The sequence below is a fragment of the Arthrobacter oryzae genome (assembly GCF_030718995.1).
GTDB classification, from domain to species: Bacteria; Actinomycetota; Actinomycetes; order Actinomycetales; family Micrococcaceae; genus Arthrobacter; species Arthrobacter oryzae_C.
On the sequence record NZ_CP132204.1, the window covers coordinates 3,371,313 to 3,384,399 of the forward strand.

Below are 13,087 nucleotides of genomic sequence, written 5' to 3' on the forward strand. Positions count from 1 at the left end.
GGGGGTCAGTGGGTACCGGGGATCTGGAAATTAAAGACCCCGGTGTCGAAGCGGTTGTAAGCCTCATAGTCCACGAGGTCGTACAGCCGCGCACGGGTCAGCATGCTCTCTACCTGTGCCTCCTGGGTGCCGTCGGACCTGATCGATTCCAGAGTACGCTCAGCGGCGCCCATGGCACTACGGAGCAGGGTGACGGGATAGATGACCATGTTCACTCCGACGCCCTGGAGTTCCTTCACGGTGAAGAGTTCACTTTGGCCGAATTCGGTCATGTTGGCGAGGATGGGCACGTCCACGGCGTCGCGGATGGCCTGGAACTCGCTGAGGTCTTTCATGGCTTCGGGGAAGATCGCGTCGGCGCCGGCCTCGACCAGGGCCTTGGAGCGGTCCTGCGCCGCTGCCAGCCCGTCGGTGGCGCGGATGTCGGTCCGGGCCATGATGAGGAAGTTGGGGTCCCGGCGGGCATCAGCGGCGGCACGGATGCGTTTGGTGGCGGTGTCCAGGTCCACCACGTTCTTGCCGTCCAGGTGGCCGCAGCGTTTGGGGTTGAACTGGTCCTCGATGTGGCAGCCGGCCAGGCCGGCGTTTTCGAGTTCCTGGACGCTGCGGGCCACGTTCATGGGTTCGCCGAAGCCGGTGTCGGCGTCCACGATGGAGGGCAGGTCGGTCATGCGGGCGATCTGTCCGGCCCGGGTTGCGACCTCGGTGAGCGTGGTCAGGCCGATGTCCGGCAGGCCGAGGTCGTTGGCCAGGACGGCGCCGGAGATGTAGACACCGGCGAAGCCCTTTTCCTCGATCAGCCGCGCCGAGAGCGGGTTGAACGCGCCGGGGAACTGCTGGATTGTCCCGGAGGCCAGGAGCTCGCGGAACCGGATCCGCTTCTGTTCTGGCGTGACCTTCGAGTACAGCATTTAGAACAGTCCCTTGGGGGCGGCGGCGAGGTCGATCACGCCGTCGGCTGCCTTGATGTTGAGCTGGTCCAGCTCACCGGCGGCAAGCTCCGGAAGGCGTTCGACGGCGGCCAGGAACCGTTCGATTTCCTCGTCGGCCACGATGCCGGCGGCGAGGGTGCGGAATTTGTTGATGTACTGTTCCCGTGCGAAGGGCCGGGCGCCGAGCGGGTGGGCGTCGGCCACGGCGATCTGATCGGTGATGACGGTGCCGTCGTTGAGGGTGATTTCCACGGAGCCGCCGAAGGCCTTTTCCGCGATGTCGAGGGAGTGGTAGCGGCGGGTCCATTCCGGGTCCTCGACGGTGGTGACCTTGTGCCACAGTTCCACGGTGTCGGCGCGGGCGGCGCGTTCGGGGGCGTAGGAGTCCACGTGGTGCCAGGCGCCGTCCTGCAGGGCGACGGTGAAGATGTACGGGATGGAGTGGTCCAGGGTTTCACGGGAGGCGGTGGGGGAGTATTTCTGGGGGTCGTTGGCGCCGGAGCCGATCACGTAGTGGGTGTGGTGGCTGGTCTTGATCAGCACCGACTTCACGTTGGCGGGGTCCGTGATTTCCGGGTGCTCCTTGTGGAGCTTGCGGGCGAGGTCGATCCAGGCCTGGGCCTGGTACTCGGCGGAGTGTTCCTTGGTGTAGGTGTCCAGGATGGCGCGCTTGGCTTCGCCGGGCGTCGGCAGCGGAACCATGTAGGAGGCGTCCGGGCCGTCGAGCATCCAGGCGATGACGCCGTCTTCGCCTTCGTAGATCGGGACGGGGGACGTCTGGCCACGCATGGAGCGGTCCGCGGCCTCGACGGCCATCTTTCCGGCGAAGGCCGGGGCGTGCGCCTTCCAGGTGGAGATCTCGCCCTTGCGCGACTGGCGGGTGGCGGTCGTGGTGTGCAGTGCCTGGCCTACGGACTGGAAGATGGTCTCGACGTCGAGTCCCAGCAGGGTGCCGATGCCGGCCGCGGCGGACGGGCCGAGGTGGGCCACGTGGTCGATCTTGTGCTTGTGCAGGCAGATGGCCTTGACCAGGTTCACCTGGATCTCGTAGCCGGTGGCGATGCCGCGGATGAGGTCGTGTCCGCTGGAGCCCACGTGCTGGGCGACGGCCAGGATCGGCGGAATGTTGTCGCCCGGGTGGGAGTAGTCCGCTGCCAGGAACGTGTCGTGATAATCCAGCTCACGGACGGCGACACCGTTGGCCCAGGCCGCCCATTCCGGGGAGACCCGCTCGTCGATGCCGAAGACCTTGGATCCCTTGCCACCGGTGGTGGGTCCGTGGGTCAGTGCCTGGGCGCGGGCCGCAACGATGGGGGCGCGGTTCAGGGAAGCGATCGCAACCGAGGCGTTGTCGATCACGCGGTTGATCACCATGTCGGTGACGTCCTCGGTGACGGCGACGGGATCGGTGGCAACCTGGGCGATCTTGTACGCGAGCTGGTCCTCGCGGGGCAGGTTTTCCTCGCTCTTGTAAACGCGGACGTGGTGTTCCTTAACCATGATGCTCCTTATGACTGGGGTGTATGCGTGACTTTGACGTGGGAAAGGCTGCGGTGCAGATGAAGCGTGGTGGCCGCCTCGGCAAGCCGCGGGTTGCCTGCGGCGATCGCCTCGGCAATGGCCGCGTGCTCTGCGGCGGCCGCAGTGAGTCGCTGTGCGTCGTCGGCGGCCAGCCGGCGCACACGGACCAGGTGCACGCGCAAACTGCGCATGGCCTGTACCAGATACGAGTTGGATATGGCCGCATCGATGGCCGCGTCGAGGCGGCCCGCGAGCTCATAGTAGGCATGGCGGCCGGGGTCGCTGCCGTTGATCAGCTCCGGTGCCTGTAGGAGCTCGAGCCGGAGCTGTTCGAAGGTTGCACGGTCCCCGCGCTCGGCGGCCAGCGCGGCCGCCTTGCCTTCGAGGGTTTCGCGTAGTTCGAACAGCTCATCGATGTCGTCGAGCGAAATATCGGTGACGACGACGCCGCGGCCGCCCGCCGTCGTCAGGCCCTCAGCGGTAAGCCGGCTGAGGGCCTCCCGGAGGGGAGTGCGGGACACGCCCAACCGCTCGGACTGCTCCACTTCCGCGAGCACCGTCCCGGGCAGGAGGCGCCATTCGATGATGTCGTCGCGCAATGCCGCGTAGGCCCTGTCGCTGGCGCGCATCCCTGACTCCTTCATTGGCTGACGTGTCCTCAGTGTATACACAGAACAACTCTTTGCCCAGTGGTTTGCCCCAGAAAATGCGGCGCTCTATCAAGTTTGTATACAAGGAGCCTTGTGCGGTCTGACCGGTCCGGACTAGCATGGCCCTCATCACAACGTCGTGGACGGGATGCATTTCATGGTTACCAAGCGCTATCAGGACAGCTATGCACAGAGCCTGGAGAAGCCCGAAGAGTTCTGGCTGGATGCTGCCGGAAAGATTTCCTGGTCGGCGCCGCCGACGCAGGCGCTGGATTCCAGCCGCGCGCCACTGTACAGCTGGTTTCCGGACGGCGTCCTGAATACGTCCTATAACGCCTTGGACCGCCACGTAAAGGCCGGTCGGGGCGGGCAGGATGCGCTGATTTACGATTCGGCCATGCTGGGGACCCGGCGGCACTTCAGCTACGCGGAATTGACGGAGCTGGTGGCCCGCTTTGCCGGAGTTCTCCGGCGGCGCGGAGTCAGCCAGGGGGACCGGGTTGTGATCTACATGCCGATGATCCCTGAAGCCGCCATCGCGATGCTGGCCACGGCGCGGCTTGGGGCGGTCCATTCGGTGGTCTTCGGCGGGTTTGCCCCCAAGGAGCTCGCGGCCCGCATCCGGGACGCCGCGCCCGCCGTGGTGGTCACGGCGTCAGGCGGGATTGAGCCGTCGCGCCGGATCGAATACCTTCCCGCTGTGGAGGAAGCCCTCCGCCTGGCCGGAGCACCGGAGCTCCCCGTGATTGTCACGGCACGTGACGGCTTCGCCTCCGCAGCATCGGACTACGCGGGCTGGCTGGACTGGGAATCGGAGATGGCCTCTGCGGAACCGGCGGCGCCGGTGGACGTCAAAGCCACCGACCCTCTCTACATCCTCTACACCTCGGGAACCACGGGCAGCCCCAAGGGAGTGGTTCGGGACAACGGCGGCCACGCCGTGGCGCTCAGCTGGACCCTGGAGAACATCTATGACATCAACCCCGGTGACGTCATGTGGACCGCCTCGGACGTCGGCTGGGTGGTGGGGCACTCCTACATCGTTTACGGCCCCCTGCTGGCCGGCGCCACCACCGTCCTCTATGAGGGCAAACCGGTGGGAACTCCGGACGCGGGTGCCTTTTGGCGCGTGATCCAGGACCACCAGGTCAATGTCCTGTTCACCGCCCCCACAGCGCTGCGCGCCATCCGGAAGGCGGACCCGGAGGCGAAGCTCCTGCAGGAGTACGACATCTCCAGCCTGCGGACACTTTTCGCGGCGGGGGAACGGCTTGATACCGATACTTTCTACTGGGCCACGCAGGCCCTGGGCGTTCCGGTGGTGGACCACTGGTGGCAGACCGAGACAGGCTGGGCCATCTGTGCCAACCCCAGGGGACTGGAGAAGCTCCCGATCAAGGCAGGGTCGCCGAGTGTTCCGATGCCGGGGTTCAAGCTCAACATCGTGGACGGCCTGGGGGAGGACGTGGGGGCCAATACGGAGGGCAACATCGTGCTCGGCCTGCCGCTGCCGCCCGGAACGCTGACCACCCTCTGGGGCGACGACGAACGCTACCTATCCTCCTACCTCCAGGCCTTCGAGGGCTCCTATGCCACCGGCGACTCCGGGTACCGGGACGAGGACGGCTATGTGTTCGTCATGGGCCGTACCGACGACATCATCAACGTGGCCGGGCACCGGCTGTCCACTGGTGCCATGGAGCAGGTGATCGGCCAGCACCCGGCGGTGGCCGAATGCGCAGTGATCGGCCTCGCGGATCCGTTGAAGGGCCAGCGGCCCAGCGGGTACGTAGTCCTGAAATCGGGAGTGGAGGTGCCGGAGGACATCCTGGTCAAGGACCTGATCGCGCTGGTCCGCCGGGATATCGGAGCCGTTGCGGACTTCAAGCACGTGGCAGTGGTGGATGCCCTGCCCAAGACCCGGTCGGGGAAGATCCTCCGCAAGACCATGCGGCAGATTGCGGACGGCGAGGAATACGTCGTGCCGTCCACGATTGAAGACGCCGGGGTGATCGACCAGCTGATCAGCACCCTGCGTCCTGCCGGACCCGCCGGTCCCCGGCCATGACTAGCTGAGCTGCCGGCAGGCACCGGTGGATGGTGCCCTGCAGTCAGCTCCGGGTCCAGCGGTACTCGTTCTCGGGCCTGCCGGGGGCGCCGTAGCGGGCGGTCCGGGAAACGGTTCCGGCGTCGGCAAGGTACTCCAGGTACCGCCGGGCCGTCACGCGGGACATCCCCAGGGCATCCATGACCTCCGTGGCCGAGACGGCGTCCGCCTGCTGCTTCATGAACTCCTGGACGGCGTCCAGGGTCGACGTCGACAGGCCCTTGGGAAGCGGAAGCTCGCTCGGCGCCCGCAGGCTGGCGAAGGCCTGGTCGACGTCGCTCTGTGATGCCCCGGATTTCGTCCCGCCCAGGCTTGCGGCCAGCTGCTCGCGGAACTGCCGATAGCTGGTCAGCTTGTCCGCAAAGGTCGCATAGGTGAACGGTTTGATGAGGTACTGGACCACTCCGATGGACACGGCACTGCGCACGATGTTGAGCTCACGCACGGCGGTGATGGCGATGATGTCCGGAAGTAGCCCCGAGGCCCGCATCCGCCGCGCAATATCCAGGCCGTGGAGGTCGGGGAGGTTCATGTCCAGGAGGACGAGTTCCACGGGGTTGCCGGCGGCGGCAAATTCCGCCAGGAGGCGGAGCGCCGATTGGCCGTCGGGGGCCGTGCCGGCCAGCGAGAAACCCGGGAGCCTGCCCAGGTAGGCGCCGTGGGCTGCCGCGGCCACCGGTTCGTCCTCGACGACGAGGACTCGGATATCACTCATGAAATCTCCTTGGTGGTGCCGGCTGCTGGAAGGAAGATGTGAAAATGCGCCCCCCGGGGATTCGTGATGGCCATGGTGCCGCCCAGCCGGTGGACGGCCTGCCTGACCAGTGCCAGGCCCAGGCCCCGGCCGTACTTGCCGGCGGGCTTCGTGCTGAACCCATACCGGAACACGTCCTCCACGGCATCGGGGTCGATGCCGTGTCCGGAGTCCTCCACGGTGATCTCTATGCCCCGGACGCCGGACTCCACTGACAGTTCCACCCATTTGGGCGCCGGAGCGTCGGCCGCCGCGTCGATGGCGTTGTCCAGCAGGTTGCCAAGAATGGTCACCAGGTCCTGGACGGCGACGCCGGCAGTCCCTGCGGTGCTGTTCGCCTGAAGGCCAAGTTCCACGCCGCGCTCGTGCGCCTCAGCTGCCTTTCCCATGAGGAGGGCACCGAGTACGGGTTCTTCAATGGCACCCACCATCTCATCGGTGAGCTGCTGGCTGAGCTCCAGGTCCTTGGTGGCAAAATCCAGGGCCTCGTCCGCCAGCCCCAGTTCCATCAGCGACACGATGGTGTGGAGGCGGTTGGCGTGCTCGTGGGTCTGGGCCCGGAGCGCGTCGGACAGCGTGCGCATGGTTTCCAGTTCGCTGCCGAGGGACTCGATCTCCGTGCGGTCGCGGATGGTTGCCACGGTACCGAAAACAGCCGGACGCTGGCGGCCGGCCGAGGATGACGGACCCACCGCGGGCCCCTGGTTGATCACCAAAACGCGCGGTCCGGCCAGATGGATTTCGTCCTTCGCGGTCCGTCCGGATTCGAACAGGTCCTTCAGGCTGGGTGCCAGCGGGAGGTCGCTGAGCGGGGCCGCATCGGCGGGGTCGCTCCCGGACGGCCGTGGCGCGAGCCCAAGGAGCTCGGCGGCCTGGTCGTTGTACATCACCACCCGCCCCTTGGAGTCGATCAGGATGACACCTTCACGGACGGAATGAAGGACGGACTCGTAGTACGCGAACAGCTGGGCGAGTTGCTCGGGCCCCCAGCCCCGCGTGACGTTGCGCAGGTACCGGCCCAGGACCCAGGACGCCACTGAACCGCCCACCAGGAGAGCGAAGGCGATGGCCAGCAGGGCCGGAAGGCGGCCCGAGACGGCGACATCAACGGTCCGGACCGTTACCCCGGCAGCCACCAGGGCCTTCACGTTTCCCGACTGGTCCTTCACGGGTGCAATGGTGCGCACCGACGGCCCCAGCGTCCCGGCCGTGATTTCGGTAAACACCTGTCCGTTCAGGGCGGCATCAATCGATCCTATGTACGGCCTCCCCAGTTCCTCGCTGCGCGGGTGGGTCCACCTGGTCCGGTCCGGAGCCATGATGGTGATGAAATCCACGTCGGCGTCGGCCATCACGTCCAGGGCATAGGGCTGCAGCACCGCGGACGGGTCCGGCTGCCCGGCAGCCTGCAGCACTAGGGGATTGTCGGCAACGGACGTGGCGATCCCGGACATCCGGCGGCCGGCCTCGTCGTAGGCATGGTCCCGGGCATCGATGAAGGTGGCCGTTCCCACCGTGGCGGTCAGGGCGAGCATAAACAGCAAATGCGCCACGAACAGCCGGCGCGCAATGCTCCATTTGTGCCTCATGCCAACCTTCCACGACCAATATGAACGCAACGGTGAGCCAGGTCACGCCATGCCCAATGATGGATATCACACCGGACGGACGTGTGGAGCCCAGAGACTGTGCCGCAACGTCTTCCAGATTATCCATAAGGAGACACATCATGGCTTCTCAAAGAGGAGAGTCAGCTTCGCCTGTCAAGGCTAAGCGCAAAGGACTCGACAAGTCGCACTACCTCTACATCGCCGTCATCGCCGCCGTGATCCTCGGCGCAGTGGTCGGACTCATGTTCCCGGAGGTCGGGAAATCCCTTAAGCCGCTGGGCGACGGGTTCATCAAGCTGATCAAGATGATGATTGCGCCCATCATCTTCTGCACCATCGTCCTGGGCATCGGCTCCATCGCGAAGGCGGCCACGGTGGGCAAGGTCGGTGGCCTGGCGCTGGGATACTTCGTTCTCATGTCCACCTTCGCGCTCGCCATCGGCCTGGTGGTTGGCAACCTGATCCACCCGGGCGAGGGCCTGAAGCTGGCGCCGTACGATCCTTCCAAGAAGGCAGAAGTCGACAGCACCGTCGCCTTCCTCCTCGGGATCATCCCGGGAGACATTCCGGTCCTTCCGACGCTCTTTGCCGCACTCCTCGTAGGCTTCGCCCTGCAGAAGATGGGCCCGCAGGGTGCGCCGGTACTCAAGGCCATCGGCCACGGCCAGGCTGTCGTGTTCCGCATCCTCATCATGATCATGTGGCTTGCCCCGGTGGGCGCCTTCGGTGCAATCGCCGCCGTCGTGGGAGCCACCGGCGTCCAAGCCATCGTCAGCATGTTCACCCTGATGGCCGCCTTCTACATCACCTGCGCACTGTTCATCGTGATCATCCTTGGCGGGTTGCTGCAGGTCGTGGCAGGCGTCAACATCTTCCGCCTCATGAAGTACCTGGCCCGCGAATACCTGCTGATCTTCTCCACGTCCTCCTCCGAGGCCGCCCTGCCCCGCCTCATCGCCAAGATGGAGCACCTGGGTGTCTCCAAGCCGGTTGTCGGCGTCACGGTTCCCACCGGATACTCCTTCAACCTTGACGGCACGGCCATCTACCTGACCATGGCGTCCCTGTTCGTGGCCAACGCCATGGGCACCCCGCTGGACCTGGGCGCCCAGGTTTCGCTGCTGGTCTTCATGATCATCGCCTCCAAGGGCGCAGCAGGCGTCACCGGTGCCGGCCTGGCCACCCTGGCCGCAGGCCTGCAGGCCCACAAGCCGGAACTGCTCGGCGGCGTCGGCATGATCGTCGGCATCGACCGCTTTATGTCCGAGGCCCGCGCCCTGACCAACTTCACCGGCAACGCGGTCGCCACGGTCCTGATCGGCACCTGGGTCAAGGAGATCGACGGCGGCCAGGTGGAACGTGTCCTGTCCGGCGCGGAGCCCTTCGACGAGCAGACCATGATCCCCGGCCACCACGTGGAGCAGGAAGCTCCGGCTGCACCGGTTCCCGCCAACGCCTGAACCGGAACATCCGGAACATCCGGAACATCCGGAACATACTGCAGGAAAATAGAACTAACGCAGTAGCAGAAAAAGCAAAGACCGCCCGTACAGGATCCTCCTGTACGGGCGGTTTTTTGCACGGACGACCCAAACCTTCGACCTTTACCAGAAGGTAAAGGCTCAATCAAGGGCGCGTGTCAAGTTCCGTTGAATCACTGATGCGGCGCTGTAACCTTGGTGGGAAGGAACCATCGGCGCTGGAGATTCAGCGGCAGGACATCAACGTCATCGAAAGTGTGGATAGATACGTGAGCAGCGAACAGGGTTCAGCAACTCTGGAAGGCACCGAACTCGATCTGGAAGACGCCGTCATGGGTCCTACCGGGCGCCCCTACCGCGAATTCCCCGAGCCTGCGCCACTGTCGTCCCATGGCCCCGCCCGCGTGATCGCCATGGTGAACCAGAAAGGCGGCGTCGGCAAAACGACCTCCACGATTAACCTGGCTGCTGCGCTCGCCGAATACGGCCGCCGGGTCCTGCTGGTGGACTTTGATCCCCAGGGGGCACTGTCCGCAGGCCTTGGGACGAACCCGCATGAACTGGACCTGACGGTCTACAACGTCCTGATGGACCGCAAAGTGGACATCCGTGACGCCATCCAGCACACCGGCGTCGAAAACGTCGACCTGCTTCCGGCGAACATCGACCTCTCGGCCGCGGAAGTGCAGCTGGTCAACGAAGTTGCGCGCGAGCAGGTGCTGGACCGTGCCCTGAAAAAAGTGGAGGACGATTACGACGTCGTCCTGATCGACTGCCAGCCGTCGCTCGGCCTGCTGACGGTCAACGCCCTCACCGCCGCCCACGGAGTCATCATTCCGCTGATCTGCGAGTTCTTCGCGCTGCGGGCAGTGGCGCTTCTGGTGGAAACCATCGACAAGGTCCAGGACCGGCTGAACCCGAGGCTCCAGGTGGACGGGGTCCTGGCCACGATGTATGACGCCCGCACCCTGCACAGCCGCGAAGTCATCAGCCGGCTGGTGGAAGCCTTCGGAGATAAAGTCTTCGAGACCGTCATCAAGCGCTCCATCAAGTTTGCCGACGCCACGGTGGCCGCGGAGCCAATCACCAGCTACGCCGCCAACCACATCGGTGCCGACGCCTACCGCCGCCTGGCCAAGGAGCTGATTTCGCGCGGCGGCGCGCCCTAGCCAAGGCCGTGGCACTGGCAGGCACGCCGCTCGCGGAGCCGGCGAAAAAATCCGGCTTCGAAGTGCGGCTCGCCAACTTCACCGGACCCTTCGACCTGCTGCTCGGCCTCATCAGCAAGCATCAGCTGGACATCACCGAGGTTGCCCTGGCCACGGTGACCGATGAATTCATCAAGTACATCCGCAACCTCCAGCAGCTGGGGGAGGAATGGGCGCTGGATGAAGCCAGCGAATTCCTGGTCATTGCCGCCACGCTTTTGGACCTCAAGGCCGCCCGGCTCCTGCCGGCAGGTGAAGTGGAGGACGACGAAGACGTCGCCCTGCTCGAAGCTCGTGACCTCCTCTTTGCCCGGCTGCTCCAATACAAGGCCTTCAAGCAGGTGGCCGGCCTGATCAACTCCACCCTTGAACTCGAGGCCCGCAGCTACCCCCGCCAGGTCGCACTGGAACCCGGGTTCGCGGCATTGCTTCCGGAACTCGTGTGGCGCCACACACCAGCGCAGTTCGCTGCCCTCGCGGAGGCGGCGCTGAAACCCAGGGAAGCGGCGCCGACCGAGGTTGGCCTGGCGCACCTGCACGGGAGCGCCGTGAGCGTCAAGGAACAGGCTGAAATCCTTGGGCTGAAGCTTCAGGCGGGAAAGCCGCTGTCCTTCCGGGCACTGATCGCCGATGCTGAATCAACGATGGTTGTGGTGGCCCGCTTCCTGGCGCTCCTGGAAATGTTCAGGGACACGGTGGTTGCGTTCGACCAGCTGCTCCCTCTGGGCGACCTGACAGTGCACTGGACGGCGGGACACGATCATTGGAGCAGTGACAATCTCAGCGAAGAATACGAGGAGCAGCCTTGAGCGCCACCACACCGGATCCGGCAAGCAGCGCGGAGGCGGACAGCGGACTGAACGTTGCTGAACTCCCCGGCGGCGCGCATGCCGCCCTCGAAGCTGTGCTGATGGTCATTGACCAGCCGGCCACCGCCGTCGAACTGGCCACAGGGCTCAACCTTACCGTCGACGCCGTCGAGCAGCTCCTGGCGGAACTTCAGCGTGAGTATAACGGCTATACTGTTAATGCCCCGGACTCGGACGTGGCCAGCGCAGATGGTATCAATACTGGTATCAACACTGTTGGCCACACATCCAGACCCCGGGGTTTTGAATTGCGGAATATCGCCGGAGGCTGGCGCATCTATTCCCGCGCGGATTTCGCCGACGTCGTCGGAGGGTTCGTGCTGGAGGGACAGACAGCCAGGCTGACGCAGGCGGCACTGGAAACGCTCGCCGTCATCGCTTACCGCCAGCCCGTATCAAGGGCCAGGGTGTCTGCAATTCGAGGAGTTAATGTTGACTCTGTCGTGCGGACGCTCATGCAGCGGGGACTCATCGAAGACTCGGGTACCGATCCCGAATCAGGGGCCGTCCTTTACCGCACGACGTCGTACTTCCTGGAACGCATGGGAATCGGCTCGGTGGCTGAGTTGCCGCAGCTTTCACCCCATCTTCCAGGGCTTGAAGGCATCGAAGAGTTCTACGACGCCGGAAGAATGTAGGCAGTATCCATGCCTGCGCACGAGAATCCACCAGGGCGGACTTAATCCGCCCGGCTGGCTAGTGTTGTCGGGAGACAACCAACGCCGGCCACCATAACGAAGGACGGGTCATGACACAGGCGGGACGCCAGGGTTCACCACGTAACAGTTCGGGACGCAATAGCGCCGGACAAAACAAGGCCGGACGCAATCCGGTACAGGGCGGCGGCAGCCGCGGAGGCGGGGCCGGCGGCGCCGGCTACAAAGGCGGCGGCGACCGCCCCTTCAAGCGCCCCAAGCCTCGCGAAGAGGCCTTCATCGATCCGGACCTGCAGGGTCCGGCGGGCGCACCGGCAGACCGCCCGGCAGCCGGTGACTGGAAGCAGGGCAAACCTGCAGCCCGGAAGCCCGGCGCACGCAAGCCCGGCGCCGGCAAGGAGCCCGGCACCCCGGGCGCCCTCAAGCCCAAGCCGCGGTCCGCTTCGGCGAAGACCTTCGGCACGCGCGCTTTCGGCGGCGAACGGTTCGGCCAGAACCTCGGCCCCGTCCGCAAGCCGTCGCGGAAGCGCGGACCCCGCGGCGACGTGCCGCAGTCCGAAATGCACGATGCCGACGGCATCCGCCTGCAGAAGGTCATGGCCTCCGCCGGCGTCGCTTCCCGGCGCGTGTGCGAGGAAATGATCTCGGAAGGCCGCGTGGAAGTGGACGGCAAGGTTGTCACCGAGCTCGGCGTCCGCGTCGACCCGAAGACCGCCGTGATCCACGTCGACGGCCTGCGCATCCAGCTGGACGAGAACATGGTCTACATGGTGTTCAACAAGCCCAAGGGTGTTGTGTCCACCATGGAGGACCCTGACGGCCGTCCGTGCATCAGCGACTTCGTCCGCAACACGCACGGCGAACGCCTCTTCCACGTGGGACGCCTCGACGTCGCCACCGAGGGCCTGCTGCTGCTGACGAACGACGGCGAACTCGCCAACCGTTTGACGCACCCGTCCTACGAGGTGCCAAAGACGTACCTGGTCCAGGTCCGCGGCCCGTTCCCGCAGGGAATCGGCGCGCAGCTCAAGGCCGGTGTTGAACTGGAGGACGGCTTCGCCTCGGTGGACTCGTTCAAGCTGGTGGACTCCACCCCGGGCCACGTGCTGATCGAGGTTGTGCTGCACTCCGGCAAGAACCGCATCGTCCGCCGCCTGTTCGACGCCGTCGGGTTCCCGGTACTCCGCCTGGTGCGGGTCAAGGTGGGCCCCATCGGCCTGGGCGACCAGCGCCAGGGGAGCATCCGCAACCTCGGCAAGCAGGAAGTCGGCCACCTGCTGGCATCCGTAGGGCTGTAGT

Annotated in this window: 10 protein-coding genes and 1 pseudogene; 6 read left to right on the top strand and 5 right to left on the bottom strand. The window is 65.4% G+C overall.

From position 1 onward, the window contains the following. Positions 1 to 5: 5 nt before the first annotated feature. The 3 genes and pseudogenes from prpB to Q8Z05_RS15410 all read right to left on the bottom strand — a co-directional run bounded on the left by prpB (position 6) and on the right by Q8Z05_RS15410 (position 3,082). Positions 6 to 911, bottom strand: coding sequence for a methylisocitrate lyase (gene prpB / locus Q8Z05_RS15400; protein WP_305940470.1), 906 nt, complete (start codon positions 909 to 911; stop codon positions 6 to 8). After that, on the bottom strand, positions 912 to 2,432 hold the full coding sequence (locus Q8Z05_RS15405; protein ID WP_305940471.1) for an MmgE/PrpD family protein: 1,521 nt from the start codon (positions 2,430 to 2,432) through the stop codon (positions 912 to 914). Beyond that, positions 2,425 to 3,082 (bottom strand): annotated as a pseudogene (locus Q8Z05_RS15410) (GntR family transcriptional regulator). Before Q8Z05_RS15410 ends, Q8Z05_RS15405 begins: the two are co-directional and overlap by 8 nt. A gap of 178 nt (positions 3,083 to 3,260) precedes the next feature. On the opposite strand from Q8Z05_RS15410, the gene Q8Z05_RS15415 reads away from it, so the two are divergent. Continuing rightward, a complete protein-coding gene (locus Q8Z05_RS15415; protein WP_305940472.1) occupies positions 3,261 to 5,171 on the top strand; it encodes a propionyl-CoA synthetase in 1,911 nt (636 codons plus the stop codon). A 43-nt stretch (positions 5,172 to 5,214) separates the two neighbouring features. Here Q8Z05_RS15415 and Q8Z05_RS15420 read toward each other — a convergent pair whose 3' ends face one another. Both Q8Z05_RS15420 and Q8Z05_RS15425 read right to left on the bottom strand, forming a co-directional pair. Further along, positions 5,215 to 5,925, bottom strand: a complete 711-nt coding sequence (locus tag Q8Z05_RS15420) for a response regulator (RefSeq protein ID WP_305940473.1) — start codon at positions 5,923 to 5,925, stop codon at positions 5,215 to 5,217. Then, entirely contained in the window at positions 5,922 to 7,553 is a 1,632-nt protein-coding gene (locus Q8Z05_RS15425; RefSeq protein WP_305940474.1) for a sensor histidine kinase, read from the bottom strand. The genes Q8Z05_RS15420 and Q8Z05_RS15425 overlap by 4 nt, the downstream gene beginning before the upstream one ends. 140 nt (positions 7,554 to 7,693) lie before the next feature. Between Q8Z05_RS15425 and Q8Z05_RS15430 the strand changes: the two genes are divergently transcribed. The 5 genes from Q8Z05_RS15430 (at position 7,694) to Q8Z05_RS15450 (ending at position 13,086) form a co-directional block, all read left to right on the top strand. After that, positions 7,694 to 9,034, top strand: a complete 1,341-nt coding sequence (locus tag Q8Z05_RS15430; RefSeq protein ID WP_305940475.1) for a cation:dicarboxylate symporter family transporter — start codon at positions 7,694 to 7,696, stop codon at positions 9,032 to 9,034. Positions 9,035 to 9,324: 290 nt separating this feature from the next. Next, on the top strand, positions 9,325 to 10,224 hold the full coding sequence (locus tag Q8Z05_RS15435; protein ID WP_028271698.1) for a ParA family protein: 900 nt from the start codon (positions 9,325 to 9,327) through the stop codon (positions 10,222 to 10,224). 8 nt (positions 10,225 to 10,232) lie between these two features. Then, the gene (locus Q8Z05_RS15440) at positions 10,233 to 11,072 is read left to right on the top strand and encodes a segregation and condensation protein A (RefSeq protein WP_305940476.1); all 840 of its coding nucleotides are present in this window, start codon (positions 10,233 to 10,235) and stop codon (positions 11,070 to 11,072) included. 101 nt (positions 11,073 to 11,173) lie between these two features. Further along, positions 11,174 to 11,770 carry an SMC-Scp complex subunit ScpB gene (gene scpB / locus Q8Z05_RS15445; protein ID WP_305943588.1) on the top strand — a complete coding sequence of 199 codons (597 nt, stop codon included), beginning with the start codon at positions 11,174 to 11,176 and terminating at the stop codon, positions 11,768 to 11,770. A 110-nt stretch (positions 11,771 to 11,880) separates the two neighbouring features. Continuing rightward, entirely contained in the window at positions 11,881 to 13,086 is a 1,206-nt protein-coding gene (locus Q8Z05_RS15450) for a pseudouridine synthase (protein WP_305940477.1), read from the top strand. The last annotated feature ends 1 nt before the right edge of the window (position 13,087 follow it).

Excerpts from the sequence above, each read along its gene's own strand:
- scpB (WP_305943588.1), top strand. The coding sequence starts at position 11,174 with ATGGTCATTGACCAGCCGGCCACCGCCGTCGAACTGGCCACAGGGCTC.
- prpB (WP_305940470.1), bottom strand. The coding sequence starts at position 911 with ATGCTGTACTCGAAGGTCACGCCAGAACAGAAGCGGATCCGGTTCCGC.
- Q8Z05_RS15415 (WP_305940472.1), top strand. The coding sequence starts at position 3,261 with ATGGTTACCAAGCGCTATCAGGACAGCTATGCACAGAGCCTGGAGAAG.
- Q8Z05_RS15405 (WP_305940471.1), bottom strand. The coding sequence starts at position 2,432 with ATGGTTAAGGAACACCACGTCCGCGTTTACAAGAGCGAGGAAAACCTG.
- Q8Z05_RS15425 (WP_305940474.1), bottom strand. The coding sequence starts at position 7,553 with ATGAGGCACAAATGGAGCATTGCGCGCCGGCTGTTCGTGGCGCATTTG.
- Q8Z05_RS15420 (WP_305940473.1), bottom strand. The coding sequence starts at position 5,925 with ATGAGTGATATCCGAGTCCTCGTCGTCGAGGACGAACCGGTGGCCGCG.
- Q8Z05_RS15450 (WP_305940477.1), top strand. The coding sequence starts at position 11,881 with ATGACACAGGCGGGACGCCAGGGTTCACCACGTAACAGTTCGGGACGC.
- Q8Z05_RS15430 (WP_305940475.1), top strand. The coding sequence starts at position 7,694 with ATGGCTTCTCAAAGAGGAGAGTCAGCTTCGCCTGTCAAGGCTAAGCGC.